At 37.3% G+C, this 19,236-nt stretch carries 15 protein-coding genes and 1 pseudogene; 8 read left to right on the plus strand and 8 right to left on the minus strand.

What is annotated here, in order from left to right; translation table 11 throughout:
- Positions 1–43: 43 nt before the first annotated feature.
- A pseudogene (locus tag ADJ83_RS02965) lies at positions 44–475 on the minus strand (MFS transporter); the annotation flags it as partial.
- Positions 476–751: 276 nt separating this feature from the next.
- Between ADJ83_RS02965 and ADJ83_RS02970 the strand changes: the two are divergent.
- Positions 752–1,705: an AraC family transcriptional regulator gene (locus ADJ83_RS02970; protein WP_048716803.1), complete on the plus strand. Its 954-nt coding sequence runs from the start codon at positions 752–754 to the stop codon at positions 1,703–1,705.
- Between the two features lie 56 nt (positions 1,706–1,761).
- On the opposite strand, the gene ADJ83_RS02975 is transcribed toward ADJ83_RS02970, so the two are convergent.
- Together ADJ83_RS02975 and ADJ83_RS02980 are read right to left on the minus strand one after the other, a co-directional pair.
- Positions 1,762–3,591 carry a hypothetical protein gene (locus ADJ83_RS02975; RefSeq protein WP_048716805.1) on the minus strand — a complete coding sequence of 610 codons (1,830 nt, stop codon included), beginning with the start codon at positions 3,589–3,591 and terminating at the stop codon, positions 1,762–1,764.
- Positions 3,592–3,758: 167 nt separating this feature from the next.
- Positions 3,759–4,865, minus strand: a complete 1,107-nt coding sequence (locus tag ADJ83_RS02980) for a GntR family transcriptional regulator (protein ID WP_048716808.1) — start codon at positions 4,863–4,865, stop codon at positions 3,759–3,761.
- Between the two features lie 355 nt (positions 4,866–5,220).
- On the opposite strand from ADJ83_RS02980, the gene ADJ83_RS02985 reads away from it, so the two are divergent.
- From ADJ83_RS02985 to araA, 3 genes are read left to right on the plus strand one after another with little or no spacing between them, the layout of a single operon-like run.
- Positions 5,221–6,834, plus strand: a complete 1,614-nt coding sequence (locus ADJ83_RS02985; RefSeq protein WP_031538855.1) for a xylulokinase — start codon at positions 5,221–5,223, stop codon at positions 6,832–6,834.
- Positions 6,835–6,851: 17 nt separating this feature from the next.
- On the plus strand, positions 6,852–7,547 hold the full coding sequence (locus ADJ83_RS02990) for an L-ribulose-5-phosphate 4-epimerase (protein ID WP_031538854.1): 696 nt from the start codon (positions 6,852–6,854) through the stop codon (positions 7,545–7,547).
- Between the two features lie 46 nt (positions 7,548–7,593).
- A complete protein-coding gene (gene araA, locus ADJ83_RS02995; protein ID WP_031538853.1) occupies positions 7,594–9,012 on the plus strand; it encodes an L-arabinose isomerase in 1,419 nt (472 codons plus the stop codon).
- 109 nt (positions 9,013–9,121) lie between these two features.
- Here the strand turns inward: araA and ADJ83_RS25450 are convergent, their stop codons facing one another.
- Together ADJ83_RS25450 and ADJ83_RS03000 are read right to left on the minus strand one after the other, a co-directional pair.
- On the minus strand, positions 9,122–9,295 hold the full coding sequence (locus ADJ83_RS25450) for a hypothetical protein (RefSeq protein ID WP_154708645.1): 174 nt from the start codon (positions 9,293–9,295) through the stop codon (positions 9,122–9,124).
- 216 nt (positions 9,296–9,511) lie between these two features.
- The gene (locus ADJ83_RS03000) at positions 9,512–9,793 is read right to left on the minus strand and encodes a hypothetical protein (protein ID WP_031538852.1); all 282 of its coding nucleotides are present in this window, start codon (positions 9,791–9,793) and stop codon (positions 9,512–9,514) included.
- A 288-nt stretch (positions 9,794–10,081) separates the two neighbouring features.
- Between ADJ83_RS03000 and ADJ83_RS03005 the strand changes: the two genes are divergently transcribed.
- A complete protein-coding gene (locus ADJ83_RS03005) occupies positions 10,082–10,972 on the plus strand; it encodes an EamA family transporter (protein WP_048716811.1) in 891 nt (296 codons plus the stop codon).
- A 40-nt stretch (positions 10,973–11,012) separates the two neighbouring features.
- Here the strand turns inward: ADJ83_RS03005 and ADJ83_RS03010 are convergent, their stop codons facing one another.
- The gene (locus ADJ83_RS03010) at positions 11,013–13,070 is read right to left on the minus strand and encodes a hypothetical protein (protein WP_155986769.1); all 2,058 of its coding nucleotides are present in this window, start codon (positions 13,068–13,070) and stop codon (positions 11,013–11,015) included.
- Positions 13,071–13,220: 150 nt separating this feature from the next.
- On the opposite strand from ADJ83_RS03010, the gene ADJ83_RS03015 reads away from it, so the two are divergent.
- A complete protein-coding gene (locus tag ADJ83_RS03015; protein WP_035416599.1) occupies positions 13,221–13,433 on the plus strand; it encodes a hypothetical protein in 213 nt (70 codons plus the stop codon).
- A complete protein-coding gene (locus tag ADJ83_RS03020) occupies positions 13,433–13,630 on the plus strand; it encodes a YwbE family protein (protein WP_031538847.1) in 198 nt (65 codons plus the stop codon). The genes ADJ83_RS03015 and ADJ83_RS03020 overlap by 1 nt, the downstream gene beginning before the upstream one ends.
- A gap of 128 nt (positions 13,631–13,758) precedes the next feature.
- On the opposite strand, the gene ADJ83_RS03025 is transcribed toward ADJ83_RS03020, so the two are convergent.
- Positions 13,759–14,937 (minus strand): hypothetical protein, encoded by a 1,179-nt coding sequence (locus ADJ83_RS03025; protein WP_048716817.1) that lies wholly within the window; start codon positions 14,935–14,937, stop codon positions 13,759–13,761.
- 257 nt (positions 14,938–15,194) lie between these two features.
- Between ADJ83_RS03025 and ADJ83_RS03030 the strand changes: the two genes are divergently transcribed.
- Positions 15,195–16,541 (plus strand): FAD-dependent monooxygenase, encoded by a 1,347-nt coding sequence (locus ADJ83_RS03030; RefSeq protein ID WP_048716820.1) that lies wholly within the window; start codon positions 15,195–15,197, stop codon positions 16,539–16,541.
- A 116-nt stretch (positions 16,542–16,657) separates the two neighbouring features.
- Here the strand turns inward: ADJ83_RS03030 and ADJ83_RS03035 are convergent, their stop codons facing one another.
- Complete coding sequence (locus ADJ83_RS03035) at positions 16,658–19,024, minus strand: immune inhibitor A domain-containing protein (RefSeq protein ID WP_031538844.1); 2,367 nt, start codon at positions 19,022–19,024, stop codon at positions 16,658–16,660.
- Between the last annotated feature and the right edge of the window lie 212 nt (positions 19,025–19,236).

A 19,236-nucleotide genomic window follows, 5' to 3' on the forward strand; every position in this document is an offset into this window, starting at 1 on the left:
AAAAGGGAGCTAAAAAAACTCCCACAAAAACTTGACTCAATCATGTAATCGGTGTCGCAATACCTGTATAGCAAATTCCTGCTAATATATATGTTGTTGCTGCATAAGCTATTTTGGTATTACCATCTAAATTTGGAGTAACAAAAGTCAAAATAGTAAACACAGCAAATGGAATACTCATCCATAAGAAATATGGGCGGCTCTGTCCATATTTAGATTTTGTACGATCAATTATCATGCCCCATATTGGCGCATCAACCGCATCTACTAATCTAGCAATCAGCAATAGTGTTCCTGCCACCCCAACGGACAATCCAAATACATCTGTGTAAAAATAAAGCAAATAACTACTAATAATACAATATAATAGATTCCCGCCTGTATCTGTTAGCGCATAACTAATTCTTCTGTGAAAAGGAACCCTGTCATCCAGTAAATGTGGATTTCTTTCCTTTTTTAGTTGTCTTTCTTCCATACTCTTAACCTCCTACATTCAAAATAAGTAAACGCTTACCTTTTAATCTATAGATTTATTTTAAGGGTTTTCAAAACAAAAAAGTACCACTAAAAAAGTAGATTTAGTGGTTATATCCGACAATAGCTATGAAAAAAAGACGAAAAAAACATCCTTATGGAAACGATTTATTATGGTATAATCGTCTATGTAAGCGATTGTATTTCCTTATCCAAAAAACATAGTGGATAAATCCGACTTTTGGTACACAAAAATGTTTGCGTAAGGAGTGATTATATGGATGAAATATATCAAATTCCTATCAGTGTTCCATTAATGTATTTTAAATGTGGACAATTTGTTAGTAATGCCGGATGGAAGCATAAACCTATGTGTTTAAATGGCGATTATGAACTCATTTTAGGTCTACAGGATACGATTTATTTAGAAATAGATAATACTAGATTAGAGGTAAAACCTGGGGATGTATTATTAATTCCTCCTGCTATTCACTATCAAGGATTTGCAGCTTCAAAGGAGAATGCAAGCTTTTACTGGATGCACTTTTTCCCCCGAAAAGATGTAAATAAAATGAGTAAAGCTCAATTATCACATTATTTATTCACTCAAGATATTCATCCAACAAATGATGTGCTAAATAGTTCTGTTTTTCTACCATCTTATTTTCATTTGAAGCAATCCACAAAGGCTTTAATTCTTATGAAACAAATATTGGATATTTCTCATAGTAATTATTATAGTACCTATGCTGTTGATTATTTGGTTACCTCTTTGCTACTGGAACTGACGAATCAATACACACAGCTGTTACTTCAATCCCATCATCAGGACAGTGAATCCTCTCAAAAATTCACACAGATTCTTGAATGGGTTCGAGTCAATATTTATAAAGATTTAACGGTAAAAGAAATTGCTGAGAAATTTTCTTTTAATCCAGACCATTTGACGAGAATGTTTAAAAAGAAGATAGGGATGAGCACAATCAAGTATATTAATACTTTAAAAATAAACAAAGCGAAAGAAATGCTATGTATTACCAATAAAACCATAAAAGAAATCGCATACGAGCTCCACTTTATCGACGAGAAATACTTTATGAGGCTATTTAAAAGCTATGAAGGAATGACTCCAACTCAATACAGAGATGCCTATACCCGAATCTATCTTAATAATAAATTTGTTGATCCTGAAATTCCTCTTCCCCATCACTTAAAGCATTTAGAAGGATAGGAAAGGAAAAAATAGAGGGACGGTTGTGGTAAAACATGCCCCGTCCCTCCACTTCCCTACTTCAACAACTGCTTAGCTAATTTCCGTTCTTCTTTTTCTTTTGTAGTTGTTGCTATTGTTTTAAGACTTTGCTGTATTTGAGCTTGTTGACTAAATGTTGATGTCCATTCTGTAAGTATGATTAATGCATGCCAGCGTAAGCTTTCATTTTCTGATTCGAGCGCTCCTTGCACTAATGGAAATCCTACGCCCTCGTATTCATGTAAATCTTGAATGATGAATTCCAGACAATTCTGTTCTTCTATCGATAAGCTTGGTAAAGAAAAATGTGTTTCTGCAAAGGCACAGAGATTTTTAATAGGGTTTAGTTCTTTCGTTTCCATTATAGTGAAATATAACATGCTATTAGTTGGTTCCTTCTTTAGCCATTCAAATAATAGAGTGGTGATGTCTAATTGATAGAATCGCGCAATCTCTATTGCTCGGAAATCAACCTTCTCGCTCTCTTGTAAAGTATCCACCGCAAGCTGGGACCATTTAGGATTTTGAATGAATGGTTGAACCGCTTCTTGAATCGCAGTACGTTCATGCTGTTTCCATTGCTCCTTCAATCGATCTTCCCAAATTTCTTCCTCTACATTTATATATTTACTTATTTTAACAATCGGATAGAAATCCTCCAAGGTGTCACAGTGAGTATGGGCATGGTGAAGGAAACGAGTCAACACAGTACCAGCATAAGGGTAGTTATCAATACCATCTGGATTAGTCTCATCCAATAAACAATCCATAATTATAGTTGCTCCAGTGTATAGCTCCTTCGAAATGTTCTTTTCATAGAGTGCCACGTCTAGCTCTCCCTTTGTTGCACAACGAAGGGCTAGGTGCTCAATAAATCTTCTGTTTTCACAGCCTTTTGTTAGCAGCCAATATTTCATTTCTGGTGTTTTGGCCTCCACTAACTCAATCGCTGTCATTCTCCCCAAGCCTTGGACAGACTGAACCAGTTTCCAAATTTGGTCATTTACTCCCTTCCCTCCACTTCTAATTGCGAAAATGGCATATGCCGTAAATTCATCGTGTAAGCCAATTGTATATAAGAGCTCTTGATATTCTTCACAATTAGTAAAGCCCAGAACAAGAATAGCGAATTTGACTACATCTCTATGAGCAGCATGCTCAAGCAGCCATAATGCCTCTTGCTTTACCACAGTCTCATCCAATTCCACTTGCCCTAATTGCTGTATAATCTCATCTCGATAAATGGCAATATGGTCAAAAATAATTTGGTCATATGTCGCTTTCCTTGTTTTTGCAGTAGGATTTTCCAGCTGCTCGTTGAAAAGCTTCATAAGCTTAGTCGCAAAAAATGGTGTTGGCGGTTCATTCACGATGATATCAAAAAGGCCAGGATCTAATTTCGGTTTATCTACACCAAAAAAGTATTCATCATCTGGCAATTGCCCATCTACTATTCTATTATTTTCTTGAACTTGCTTTTGGATAAACGGAACAATTTTTTCTTTATGCTCCCACGGAAGAAATTCGAGTTTTTCTGATTCATTCATAATGGTCTCATTATCGATTTTGATAATACAGTTAAGACTCATATAGCCACCAATTTTGACAGATACTTTATGAGTTTTCCCATCTTCCAAAGTAAGAATCCCTGATAATCTAGTATAAGGAAGAAGATGAGAAAAGATAGATTTGCGCTTATTCGCATCAACTGTCTCCCCATCTATGATAAGAATTTCCTCTTTCATTTTATTAACCACTTCTATACGATGCCCTTTATAATCAATCGTCCAACCCTTGTGAACTTCTTTTTCAATATCCTTTTTCAAGTTTTGCATTTCATGTTTGAATTCATCTCGAAACCCCATGTCGGCCCCCTTTTTTTTCTTTTTTGTTAAAAATGGATAGTATAGTATATTAATCCATTTTCTACTATTTATTATTCTTCCTTCTATTAAATACTATCTTTCTCCTAGTGGAAAGACTATTAAGTAAAATAGCTAGAAAAAAAACGGTTCTTGTGAGTCGAATGAGCTCACAAGAACCGTCCCTCTGCTTCCCTTATATCTTTAACTGTTTCGCCTTCTATTAATTTCGGTTGGTAATAATTTTCGTTTGGTAATTCTTTTTTTCCTTGTAATTTTTTAATGATCCAATCAGCTGCATCGTGTCCCATTTGTTCTTGGGGATGTGTTAATGTGGTGAGTTTAATGTTTGCATTTTTGGCAATATAAGAATTATCCTGCCCAATAATAGATAGTTTTTCTGGAATCGAGATAGTAAGTTGTCTGCATACATTTACAACCTCTAATGCAACTTCATCGTTATAGCATACAATAGCAGTCATATTTTCTAAATTTTCATCTAAGAACGTCTTCAAGTTTCTATTTAAATCTAACTTTGTCTCCGTAGTATAAGAAAAAACATGCTCTGCCTGAAATCGCAGTTTGGCTTCTCCCAAGGCTTTTATATATCCTTTCATACGAAACTTTCCTTGTAAATCATCCATTTTTGCTATAAGCCCTATCTGGGTGTGTCCTTTTGAAATTAATTCGTTTGTAGCGAGATAGCTAGATTGCACATCATCTAAACAAAAGAAGGGAACCTCTAACTCTTCGTAATAAGCATTGACCATTATAAATGGAACCTCTTGTTCTTTAAAGGATAAATAGTAAGCAATATTAGGGTTGTATAAATTACTTTTCGTCGGCTCTACAATTAATCCATCTACACCAAAGGATAGCATCATTTCTAATGCTTTCTTTTCTTGCTCCACATCATTATTGGTACTAGCTAATAATAACGAATAATCTTCTACATTTAATCTCCCTTCAATCCCGCGGATAATTGACGGAAAAATGTAATCAGAAATATAGGTTGTTATAACACCAATTGTTTTACTATTGGATTTCCCGCTCGTTTTTGACTGATATTGATTACTAACATAAGTACCAGATCCTTTTTCGCTTCTCAGGTATCCATCATTCGCCAATTCTAGAATCGCCTTTCGAACAGTATGACGGCTCACTTGGTACTTTTCTTGCAGGCTTGATTCAGTAGGAATTTGTTCTCCAACACGATAGTCCCCAGAAAGAATTTTACTTTTTATTTCATCAATGATGATTTGATACTTTAATTTCATTTAACGCACTTCCTTCAATGTTGTTATCCATTCAAATTTGATAATCACGATATTTGTATGGTCATATTCTAGCATATGTATGAATAAAATAAAATAAAATAAAATAACACCTATCAAACCAGACAAATTACATACAAATATCAACATCATCTTTTACTATTATTTTATTGGTTATCGAATCAGTTCTTGTTAAAAAATTAATAGAAACATCAATCGTGTTCTTTGGCATTTGTGTGTACATTTATACTTTTAATTGACATAAGTACGTACATATATTAAGGTGAATATGTACTAATGAAACAAATGAATCTCCATTCGATTACAATTGATGAAATCGCTATCAAGGAGGGAATATATGAAAACCAATCAAACAAATACAAAACAAGCAATTGTTGAGGGATTAACTTCACTTGGGATTGAATTCGGTTCCACGAGAATTAAGGCAGTCTTAATTGATCATAACTTTGAAACCATCGCATCTGGAAGCTATGAGTGGGAAAATCTTTTAGAAGATGGATTTTGGACGTACAACCTAGTCGATATTATCAACGGTCTCCAAACAGCTTATAGTGAAATGAAGCAAGAGGTTGAACGCAACTATGGTGTCACCATACGAACGGTTGGTTCTATTGGATTTTCTGCGATGATGCATGGATATATGGCCTTTGATAACACTGGCGAACTACTTGTACCCTTTCGGACATGGCGCAATACTACAACTAGCGTTGCCGCAAAAAAATTAACAGATGCCTTTCAATTCAATATTCCAGAACGATGGAGCATCGCCCATCTTTACCAAGCAATATTGAATGATGAACAGCATATTCCACGAATCGAGCATATTACCACTTTAGCTGGCTATATCCACTGGCTATTGACTGGCGAAAAGGCACTTGGCATTGGGGACGCTTCAGGAATGTTCCCAATAAATGAAGCATCACAGGATTACAACCAAGCTATGATTGAACAGTTTGAAGCATTAATTGCTGCGAAAGAATACCCTTGGAAGCTAAAAGACATTCTTCCTAAAGTTGCAACCGCAGGGGAACAAGCAGGTGTATTAACAGAGGTAGGGGCAAAAATTCTCGATCGATCTCGTAATTTACAGCCAGGGATTCCATTATGTCCCCCTGAAGGCGATGCGGGAACAGGGATGGTCGCAACAAACAGTGTGAGAAAACGCACTGGAAACGTCTCTGTCGGAACTTCTGTTTTCGCAATGATTGTTCTAGAAAAAGAGCTTTCAAAGGTTTATCCAGAAATCGACTTAGTAACAACGCCAGATGGCAGCCCAGTTGCAATGGTTCATGCAAACAACTGTACAAGTGATCTAAATGCATGGATGCGATTATTCCGTGAATCTTTAGAGGCGATGGGCCAAAAGGTTGATATGAATAAATTATTTGAAGCTTTATTGAGTACTGCTTTGGAAGCGGATCCAGATGGTGGTGGACTACTAAGCTATGGTTATTATTCAGGTGAGAATATTACAGGTTTAGAAAGCGGGCGCCCTCTCTTTGTCCGGTCACCAGAAAGTACATTTAATTTAGCGAACTTTATGCGCACACATCTCTTCTCTGCATTTGGTGCATTGAAAATTGGCATGGATATTTTAACGAAACAAGAAGATGTGGCAATCGATAGCATTTTAGGTCATGGTGGTTTATTTAAAACCCCTGTTGTCGGTCAAAAAATTGTTGCCGCTGCCATGAATACTCCCGTTTCCATAATGGCAACTGCAGGAGAAGGCGGAGCGTGGGGAATGGCTATTCTTGCTTCTTACATGAGGAACAAAGATGAAAATGATAGTTTAGAAGACTTCCTCGACAAGCAAGTATTTAAAGAGGTTGATAAGCAAGAAATGTATCCAGATCGCTTTGACGTAGAAGGATTTGAAGCATTTATTGCCCGTTATAAAAAAGGGTTAGCTATTGAGAAAGTAGCCGTCGAAAATATGATTCACGAGTAAGGAGATGAAGATTTAACATGTTAGAACAGCTAAAAGAAGAAGTATTTTATGCAAATTTAGAATTGCCTAAGCATGGGCTTGTGAAATATACATGGGGTAACGCTAGTGCCATTGATCGTGAAAGTGGTTTATTTGTTATCAAACCGAGTGGCATTAACTATGAAACAATGAAACCAAGCGATATGGTTGTTATTGATTTAGATGGGAATGTAGTAGAAGGAGACTTTAGACCTTCATCCGACACAGCTACTCACGCAGTACTTTATAAGCATTATCAAGAAATCGGAGGCATTGTGCATACTCATTCTACTTGGGCAACAATATGGGCTCAAGCAGGGCTGGACCTCCCGGCATTGGGCACCACTCATGCAGACACCTTTTATGGGTCTGTTCCATGCGCTCGCTATTTAACCCAAGAAGAAATCGATCGTAGCTACGAAGCGGAAACTGGTAACGTAATCATCGAAACCTTCAAAGAGCGTGGATTAGATATTTTAGCTATTCCTGGAGTATTGCTGCATGGACATGGTCCTTTCACATGGGGCAAAGACGTGCATTCTGCTGTCATGAATAGCGTCGTGTTAGATGAGGTTGCAAAAATGAATTTATTTACACGAGAATTAAATCGTTTTTCAGAAGAATTACCTCAACGAATCTTAGATAAACACTATTTACGCAAACATGGCAAAAATGCCTATTACGGTCAAAAGTAAAATAACTTAAACTACTAAACTAATAAATGGAAAAGAGGGAAATAGAATGTCAACTAATAAAATATTTTGGTTTGTTGTCGGTTCACAACATCTATATGGAGAAGAAGCGTTAGGAGAAGTAAAAGCAAATGCCCAAAGAATGACTGATGCTTTAAATGAAAGCGGAGTCTTGCCTTACCCACTCGTTCTACAGGATTTAGCCGTTAGCTCAGATAAAATCACAAGCATTATGAAAGAAGTCAACTACCGAGATGAAGTCGCAGGTGTCATCACTTGGATGCATACTTTCTCTCCTGCGAAAATGTGGATTCGCGGAACAAAACTATTACAAAAACCATTACTTCACTTAGCAACACAATACAATGAAAGTATCCCTTGGGCAACCATTGATATGGACTTTATGAATCTAAACCAAGCAGCTCATGGTGACCGTGAATATGGTTTTATCAACGCTCGTTTAAACAAACAAAATAAAGTGGTTGTCGGCTACTGGCAGCGAGCACTTGTTCAACAACAAATAGCTGATTGGATGGATGTTGCAGTAGCTTATAATGAAAGCTTTAATATTAAGGTTGCTCGTTTTGGAGATAACATGCGTAATGTTGGTGTTACAGATGGAGATAAGATAGAAGCTCAAATACAATTCGGATGGACAGTAGACTATTTTGCCATCGGTGACCTTGTTCAATACGTGAACGCTGTTACAGAAGATGAGATAAATGATCTATTTGCCGAATATGAAACACTTTATGAATTTGATTATGGCACATACAGTAAGGAAGAATGGGAATCTAGTGTAAAAGTCCAAGCAAGCTACGAAATTGCGATTAAGCGCTTCCTTGATGACGGTGGATACAACGCCTTCACTACGAACTTCGAAGATTTATATGGCATGAAACAACTTCCAGGTCTTGCCGTTCAACGTTTAATGGCACAAGGTTACGGCTTTGCTGGTGAAGGAGATTGGAAGACTGCTGCTCTTGATCGTTTATTAAAAGTAATGAGTCATAACCAATCAACAGGATTTATGGAAGATTACACATACGAATTAGCCGAGGGACAAGAAGCCGTTCTTCAATCTCATATGCTTGAAGTAGACCCAACTTTAGCAAGCAACAAACCAAAGATTATTGTTTCTCCATTAGGTATTGGCAATCGTGAAGACCCAGCTCGTCTAGTATTTGATGGAAAAGCTGGTGATGGGGTAGTTGTTTCCATGGCAGACTTTGGTACCCATTTCAAACTTTTAATTAATGAAGTTACTGCATTTGAGCCAAACATACCAGCACCAAACCTACCAGTAGCTCGCGTTCTATGGGACATTAAACCAAATTTCCAAGATGGTGTTAAAGCTTGGATCGAAAATGGCGGCGGTCACCATACAGTAGTATCCTTAAATTTGACAACAGACCAAATTATTTCCTATGCAAAACTAGTTGATTTAGACTATGTTGTCATTAAATAATGGGACATGGGGACAGGCCCCCTTGTCCCACTTTATAAAATAAAAGGAACGGTTCTTATGAGTTGAATAATCTCAAAAAGAACCGTTCCTCTGTTTCTCCTTCATTATATCAACCCATTCCTCCTGGTCCACCGCTGGAATTAACGCGATTGTAATGGACAACTTCTCCTAATTTTTCTGCTTGTTTGTTTTCATCAGGGGTCGTCATGCCAGATTTCTTTTCGAAATATAACACTAACCCTACCACTATGGCTATTGGTGCAAATAACAATAAGAATATCATTGTAACACCTCCGAAATCATCTTAGTATATATATACGCTTTTGGCTTTCCATTAGTTTCATTTATTTGTATAGATATACTTTTCCGTCTATTGGAGACATGATTCCCCCAAACTAGCCCATGCTGTAAATACACCCAAGGAATGCAGGAGATCCCTCCCATCCTGTCAAATTATAACTGGACAATCTAAGTATGATTGATCTTTAGTAACTTCTTATTAGCTTATTACTTTTAGAAGATGATGGATGTCTTCTGTTGAATTTGCGTAAAAATCGGCGTGATTATTGGATCTTATCGTGAAATAAACATTATGCAATTTCCCAGCGTAGCCGTAAGTTAATAGATTTGCGCATTGATGAGGATTTAGCTGTATTTGGATTGTAATCGCATTTGAATGATAATGCCCTTTGGAATCAAAGCCTGTCTCCTGAATGGAATTTACTTGTGCATTTTTATCAAAACTGTCGATGGCGGAAAACGTTTGATTATTGGTATACATTTCGTTTTATCTTCCCTTCTTTCTTTTATAGCTTTATCTTACTCTAGTTGTATGTAAAACGCTTAACATTGTTTACTATTTCACATATTTTTCATAATCTCCATACAAAGGAATGGAAAAAGAACCCCTTTGACAACTAGCATAGTTGTTTTTATAATAAAGGACGAAATGAATAATAAAACCTTATTTTTAGGACGTGGATTTTTCTAGAGGAAACTCTATTTTCGCCACACAATTGTCTGCAGACCGTTGTGTGGCTATTTTACGTTCACTGGGAGGAAAATCAATTTGAAAAAATGGCATTATGCTTTCATCGTTTTTTTAGGAGGCTGCTGTTATGGAATTCTATCGACCTTTGTTAAACTTGCCTACACAGCTGGTTTTTCGGCGGCAGAGGTAACAGGAGCACAATATTTATTTGGAACCTTAATTACTTGGGGACTTGTTCTGTTTACGAAAACATATAAAGCTACACGTGTGCCAGCTATCAAACTACTATTATCTGGCATCCCCTTTGGTTTAACGGGAATCTTTTATTATGAAGCATTACAGACGATAAATGCATCATTTGCAATTATTTTACTGTTTCAGTTTGTATGGATTGGTACACTTTTTGAAATGGCTATATATAAGAAAAAGCCTACAAAGGAGAAGATTATTTCTATTATTATTCTTCTATTCGGATCTGTCCTCGCAGGAGGAGTTTCTTTAGAAGGCAGTATGGACATTTCCTGGCAAGGTGCCGGTTGGGGACTACTTTCAGCCTTCACCTTTGCTACTTTTATTTTTCTTAGTGGATCTGTCGGCAAGAACACTGCTCCCCTCCTAAAGAGCGGCCTTCTTTCTGCGGGTGGCTTATTCGTTGTTTTTCTTGTATTTCCACCGGTTTATTTAGTTGAATTCCAAACGTTAATAGGGGTTGCACCATATGGATTGCTGCTCGGAATTTTCGGTGCCGTTCTCCCTCCTCTACTCTATTCTATCGGAATGCCACAAATCGGGCCGGGACTTGGCACTATCTTAACGGCTTCTGAGCTTCCAGTAGCGGTCTCGATGTCTGCGCTTGTATTAGGTGAACAGGTTGGCATGATGCAATGGATCGGTGTTTCCCTAATATTAGGAGGAATCGCGTTTAGTAATGTGAAGCTTTCCAAAGAAAAAATGATCGTAGAATATTAAGAAGAATACACAAGGGACGGTTCCTGTGAGTCAAATGAGCTCACAAGAATCGTCCCTTTTCCTGCCTTAAAAATTGATGGGTATAGCCTTCTTTATGAAAAGCCAACCCGCCTAAATTATTCTTCATTTCAATCAACGAACCATTTGGTAAAACCTCATGGGCAATAATTTCCTTCCATAGATAAGGAGAGTTTGCTTCCTTTTCATGAATGACATAATCATGTCCGCAATACCGGGACAGCTTCTCTTCCTTTGCCCGACTTTGTCTAAACTGGAGAATGCTTTTTAAAGCAAACCCCGATAATCCATCAAAAGACTGATTTTTTATGGGGCTACTTGTGATTTGATGTAGGCTTCGGTTCTTTTCTTGCTGAAAATAGACTTCTGCTAGAATAGAAGAGGCCATATGTGCATCTCCAGATAAGATAATACACATACTTGGATTCCATGCCGCTATTTGTTGATGGAAAAAGAAAAAGCCTCTTCCGTTGAATTTCCACCATTCCAAATCTAAGCTTCGCTGCAGTGATGGCAAGATATTAGTAAGAGGCAGGATATAATTTTTCAAAAAAGATTCAATCATATGAACGCCGTATAATGGAGTAGCAGAAATAATTACTAATGTCGTATGAGATTGCCAGCCGCTCGCAAATAATAAATCCGATAAATGCCTCCATTCATTTTTGCGAATTAAATTTGGTCCATTTGTCCGCTGTTTAAGCACATTTCCGACAACATAAGTTTGTTCCGCTGGATAGGCTCGTTGGGTTCTGGTATCTAATACAAGGCTTCGTGGATTGGTTGGTGCAACATAGCTCCAACCACGAAAGGATAATAGTGTGTATAGCCACTCTTCATATGCTGGGGTATTCGCTTTTAGCTTTTTCGTATAATTGCTTATTTTTGGAATGAATGACTCTGGAAAAGCAGCCGGATCATTTCCCCAGCCTTGAAAAGCCCAATAGGCAGTTAAAGCATTGGCAATAACATGATTTCCGAGCGGTGAACTAGCCACTTTTTCCTGCCATTCCTTTGTAATATTCCAGTCATCTGTTACATCATGATCATCAAATATCATATAAGTAGGGATATTCGCCAATAAACGGCGTACATTTGGCAGACATTGCTGGAACATTTCCGTTTCCTTTTGCTGTTCAGTGTATTCTTTTTTTAATGTACTTATTTTTCTTTCATTTACTTTATCCTTCGCTTTCTCTCCTTCCAGATAAATCTGATTATCTTTTAAATAGTCATCAAATCCCTTTAGATACTCCATCCTTCTTGCCAGCTCCCAAATTTCAGGATTCCAGCTCATGACGTACATAGCTGCGTACTCTCCAAGTGCCAAAAGGTGATTTGCAGCATTTCGCGAAGTAAATTGGCAGTATTTATTGATAATTTCTTGTCTCCCATTTATTTGATTGATGGCTGTTTGGAGTGCTTTGTTTTTAAGGTCCTTACATAATTCCCTCCATGGTTCTTCCTTCCCTATTAGCTGCTTACCCAATAAGGATAAAAAGGGCGCTATTGGCGCTGGGACATCATCTGCATATATTTGATCGCCTGTTAGAAAAAGAGCACTTGGCCTTTTCTCCAAATGAAAATAGGACTCCTGCAGTTTTTCATCCCCCAAACATAATGCATCTTCTCCAATTCCATGCAGCTTGCGACAGGATCCATATAATATATTTCGTTCATCTGTTTCTGGAATAAAAAATGTGGGATAGTGTAGGGTTCCATAGCAAATAGATGCTGGATTATTGGGGGATAATAATTCGAAATCACTTAAATCATACGTATCGATACCTTTTTTAAATTCCATATTGTATCCTATCAAGGTTTGAGTGGGAAACCTTTCTGATTGTGGCTGGATTTTAATCAAATAGATATATAAATGTTTCCCTAACCGAACAATTTGTGTATCAGCTTTACTTGCAATTGGCTGATAATCATATTCTTCTGTCTCTTGATTGCGTTGAATGGCATAAAGATTTGCGTTTAATCGATATTTCTCACTTAATGCAATCCACAGATAGGCGCAAGTTTCCTCCACTCTGCGCACCATTGGGCCAGACAAAATTAACGGCAGATTCATCATTACCACCATCCATTTCAGTTCTCTTACATCCTATTCAGAAAAAGGAGGGGATATGAGGGGACAAGGGGTCAGGTTCCTTGTCCCACTCACCTGATTGAAGTATATCCCGTCCTTTGTTATGATGGGGAGAGGAACCTTATTTCAATAATAATGGAGGAAACTTCCGTGAACGATAAGCAGACAAATGAGCAAGAAGGAAAAAAGAAAATTAGCTTACAAGAAGCAATGAAGCAACAGTTAGCAAATAAAATGCAGCAAGGACAAGGCGAAAAAGCAAGCTTGAGCGGCAATCAGAAAACGAAGAAAATGAAAAGCCAGCTAACGAAAAAACCAAATAATCAAAGAAAACGCATGGGTGTGTAATGAACGGGCAAAATAGAAAAGACATCACTCCAGGCGTTCACGTTGAAATTGTCCTAAAACAAGACCAAAGAACCGGGAAGCGAACAGCAGGCATTGTAAAAGATATATTAACAAAGTCAGCCTCCCATCCACATGGAATTAAAGTTCGTTTAGAAGATGGACAAGTAGGACGAGTGCAGTTGATTAAAAAGGGATAAAAAAGAACAATCACGTTTTAAGATTTTTATAACGTGATTGTCCTTTTTCTTTTATGGGGCTTAACCTTTTTAGCTTACTTGCAGAATTAATGATGAGAAAATATCTCTTTTTCTTGTCCTGTAAGAAATTAATCTCTCAATTCAACCGAGTAATACCGTTCAGCTGGTTCATCTGTATTTTTCTCAAAAAACAATTTATATTCTCCTAAATCATAATATAGGTAATATCCACTACTTACTTCACTATAATCCTGACTAGTTGGTTTTCCTAAGTATTCGATAATTTCATCCCCCGTTAGGAAAATGGGAAGGTAATAGGAATTTATTGGAGAATCTGAATACTCTTCATAATCATAAGGAACGCCAAATCCAGCTTGATAATCATCATAATAGATAAGATAGCCTCCTTCTGTTGATACTCTCCAGTCAGGCTGTCCAATTTGATCTTCTATAAGAGAACCAATTGGATCATGTAGGGATATATCAATACCTGCAATCATTCCATTTTTTGCATTTGGCAAAAAGTCCGAATGCCTTATCTTTTCATTATTTAACAATGCAGCAGATTGATCTAATTCAACTGCTTCTGCAGAATCTAATTCGCCCGCTTCAGATTCACTAGATTCCAAAACGTCATCATAATGATCCTCTTCCTTTACTTCCTCTAACGGTCCCTCATCCCAATCATTTACACCATATAAATCAAATCCTGTGATTTTAGAAACTACAACATGATAATTTGGAAACTCTCCCTCTTCTTCTTCCCCAAAAAAGTCCGTAATACTATTTGATATCATAATCATCGCATAGCCTTGTTCCTCTGTTAAACGATAGTAATAGATTTCTTTATAATCGGTTGTTGTATAACGGAGAGCATCGTTTTTTCTCTCTTTTTCCTCATGATCTTCATCTAAAAATGAGCTGTCTGTCGGAAGTAGTTTCTCTCCCAAACTACGAATTTCCTCCTTCGCTCCTTCTATATAAAAATTCATAGCTTCTATTTTTTCTTTCTGGTCATAGTTTATGTATATCGTTTCTCTTTCTTCCTTTAACAGCAAAAAATCCTTCTGACCATTTGATTCATATATTGGTTCACCATACAAAGAATAGGCTACTTGTATATCCTCCCCAAGCTTCGGATACTCTAGCTCTAGTAATAAGGACACTTCATCTTTACCTAAAATCTCCTTACTCTTTTCTACTGGTGCAGAAATATTCAGATATATAACATCAAGCTTCCACAATATAACTAACGTTAGCAGCACCGTTAATACTACTATATTCATAATGATTAAAATCTTTTTCACTGTTCCCCTCACTACTTTCTATATCTTTTGTACTGCTATTAGTCTATCATATATGGAAGAAAGTTGAAAAAACACATTTGTTTTTAACTAGTTGTTCTTTTAATTAAAGAAGGAACCGTCCTTCTGCTTGCTTCTATTTCATAAAAGCAATGTTATCGTTTAATAGAATGATGACTGCTCTCAATTTACTAGAAGATTGGAATCCGATAAAAGAAGCATTACATATGCTGAAATCAGATAGAAAGAAGGAAATGTGGATGACAGAGACAAACAAGGCAATTATCATCGGAGGAGGCATTGCTGGGAAGCTTGCAGCCAGAGTGTTATCAGACAAATTTAAAGAGGTAATTATCCTAGAAAAGGACCAAAAAAGTATGGATCCAACACCACGAAAAGGTGCAAGACAGGGAGAACATCTGCATGCCCTTCTTCACGCTGGACAATATGGAATGGAGGAACTTTTTCCGGGTATTACAGAAAAATTCTACAGCAGTGGTGCTATCAAGATTAATTCCACAATGGATTTATCATGGTATCATCATGGCGGATGGAAGCTACGTTATGACGGAGGATATACAACGACCCTCCAAACTCGCCCACATCTTGAATACCATATTGAGCAATACTTAGAGCAGATTCCTAATATTACATCCAAATACCAAGTAACTGTTAAAAACTTTTTATATCAAACAGACGAGTACAGAATCAATGGAGTTAAAATACAATTACCAAACAAAAAAACCGAACAAATCTATGCTGATCTCATTGTGGATACTAGTGGTGCAACCAGCTTAACATCCACTTGGCTGCATAAAAAAGGAATCACAATTCCCCAAGAAAAAGTAGAAATCGGTTTAACGTATGTAAGTCAAAAATTCAATCTTCCTGAAAATCCCAAGAGAGACTGGAAAATAAAATTAATCTATCCTTATCCTCCCCAGGAAAAAGTGGGCGGAACGATTTCAAAAGTAGAAGGTGATCAATATATTGTTACGATGATCGGCTATCTTAACGCTATTTCCGAAAAAGAAATTATAAAAAAAGATGATGGATTTTTAGAGCTTGCAAAAAAATTACCTAAACTAGATATCTATCATGAGCTGCTCCATGCAACACCCTTAACTACCCCCTCTATTTACCGGGTTCCACAGATTAAGTGGAAACGAATAGACAAGGTAAAAGCATTTCCAAGTGGGCTTTTGCTAATGGGGGATACGATTTGCAGAATTGATCCTGTCTTTGGTCAGGGGATGAGTATTGCTGTATTAGAAGCACTGGCGCTGCAGAAAATACTTCAAGAGCAGAAGGGTTCCTTGCAGGAAACCATTACCGCTTTTCATAATAAAGTTGCAAAGATTATTGCCCCGATTTGGAAGATGGTTATTACCGAGGATTTCCGCTATCCCGATATCATAGGAAAGAAACCAATAGAGTTAAAGATTCAACAATGGTATGCCAAGCAAATTTACCTATTGTCTACGGAAAAACGGGATATCTATGATCATTTTATAAAAGTCATGAATTTAGTAGAACCCATTAGCTTCTTAATGAAGCCACGGATTTTAGGTAGTGTATTAAGATTAAGGCGCATTTTTGTGAAATAGGATGAAGAATCGTTCCCCTGTTTCCCTCCAAATTAATAAAGAAGCAAAAGAACTAGCCTTTGCTTCTTTACTCTACTTATTTAGAGCTGGAACAAGGAACCTGCCCCCTTGTCCTACTATTTAAATAATAAAATCTTACCTACCGTACCGTCATTGCTTTCGCCAACTACGCGAATTTTCAATCCAGTAGTAGGGATGTTACGCCCTGCTTCTAGGTTTCCTGGATTGCTGTAATCTGCGCTGTCATCAAAGAGTGGAGTTCTCTTTGTAAAGTTATCTTTCAATGTTGTGCCATTAATAGCGGAATAATCTAAAAGCATTTTGCTTGATTTACCTAAGCTAAAGGCTGCATCGTTTAATTGATAACGTGTAGTTCCAACCACTCCATCACTCCAGTAATTAGTATGCTGATCAGCATCGACTACTCCTAAATAACCATCTCCAGGATGAATTCCTGTCCAGTTATCTCCATATGCTTCATCTACGTACCAAACAACAAGACCTGGATCGTAGCTCATTAAGCTAGCACCGCGGCGAATATGAGAAAGGCCTGCATCTACTCCATTGTGGGATCTCCATTCTAATAGATAATAATGTTTAGAATAGAATTTACCTTCATCCTTCTTAAATCCATCCAAAGTAAAGACAGAGTCACCTTCTGCATCATCTATTACTACTTCTGCACCATCAACTGTTACCTTAATATCATCTACATAGAATCCAGAATTAGCTACAGCTACGTCTGTCCAATAATTAAATTCTACTTCCACCTTTTGTCCAGCATATGCGCTTAAATCAAAGGATGCATCCACCCATTCTCCATTTGTGCTTCCTGTAATACCATTACCTGGGTTTTGAGCATTTGGATTTTCCGTTGTTGTAATGTTCCCTTTAATGGACGTTCCATTTACTTTTACAGATGCATAATCCCAATCTGCTTCAATATCATACCAAGTTTTAAACGTTAACTCTGCACTTGTTGCATTCGTTAGGTCTAATGTAGTTTTCATGGAATTATCCAAATTATTTCCACTGCCACCAAAATACTCATATTGACCACTTGCTGGTATGTTTACATCGGTTGTTTTATCCGGAAGATTAATACGAACAGCATCATTATTTGTTCCTTTTGTTACTGCTTCGTCTAATAAAAGCTCTGTTCCTTTGCTTGTAATATCTTCCACATTTAAGGTTGGACCACTTAACCAATTACCTCCATGTGCTCCTTGCAAATATTCCTTTGCATAAGCACTGAATCCACTTGGTTCTGTTCCAGGAACATCACCAGCCCAGCTTCCACTTGCCATAATCGACCAATAAGCTACTGCTTCACCGCCACCACTATATTGCGTATCATACTCGTCAGGCAAACCTAAATCATGGCCGAATTCATGAGCAAATACACCAGCTGCTCCATCTTCGGGTTCAATTGTATAGTCATACGCACCAAGTAAACCACCAAAACGATCACTATTAGAAGTTCCACCAGGTACAGCAACTAGGTTTCCTAGATTCCAGCGATGGGACCAAATAGCATCTCCTCCCAATGCACCACCACCTGCTTCTTCACCAACACCTGCATGGATAACCATTAAATGATCGATGATACCATCTGGCTCATTATAAACACCATCACCATCATAATCATCACGATCCCATACATCGTATTCGCTTAAATTTACATTAGGGTCTTGTCCAGCCTTTGTTAATGCTTCATATACTAGCTCACGAGGACGTGCATCACTATCATCTGGTCCAGGATAATTCCCTCCATAATAAGCTGCTTCATGATCAGCTGTATACCAGCCAGCAACTTCCCCTTCTACCGTATAGCTTCCGCCAGATTGCTCTTCATAAAATTGTTTCATCGAGACAAGGTTTTCGCCATTCGGACCTTCATAGCCATCTTCTCCAAAAATCATATTTTGGAAATGGTCATGTGTGTAGTCTTCATAGAACATATCTGTTTCCTCTTTGGTAATTGAGCTTTTTTCATAATCCGGGAAATCTATTGCTAAAACAAGCACTTTATCTTCACGAACTTCCCCGTTATATGCTTCTTCTTCTACTGAATCAACCTTATTTTTCTTTGCCTGCCCTAATTTATTTCCCTTGCCTTTTTGAAGACTAGTAGATGCTTCTTTTTCGCCCTTTGTTTCTAATTCAGCTAAGGCTTTTGGCAATTTATCCTTTGTTTCCTTTTTGACCCCTTCCGCTTTACCCTTTAAATATTTTTGCAGAGCTTCTTCTGCTTCATTTTGGCTTGCATTTTTTGCTAATTTTCCTTCTTTTTTCAGCATCTCAATGATTCGCTCATCATTAGCAATGCCTAAATCAATCGGGGCCCCTCCATAATTGGAGGCAACTTCCTTATAAACTGCTTCTGCAGCAGCCTTCTCAGGAGGCCCATATAATCCTAGTGAGAGGGTACTTATTCCAAGTACCGCTGCCAATGCTGTTTTTTTAAGCTTCTTCTTAACCACTAATAAATCCCCCTCTAGCAAGTATGTAATTATTACAAGATTCAATATTCTAAATTAATATTCAATTATCCTTTTTATTTTTTTAAAATAGTACTTTTATATCAGAAAATTTTCTGTTTTTAAAATTTTCTCTTTCGATTACCTATAAACATTTCAACTTCCTTACTAGATTGATTGTTTTCCATTCATTTTCTTAGAAACTATTCTTAAAT

The sequence above is a fragment of the Bacillus sp. 522_BSPC genome (genome assembly GCF_001076885.1).
Lineage (GTDB): Bacteria > Bacillota > Bacilli > Bacillales > Cytobacillaceae > Niallia > Niallia hominis.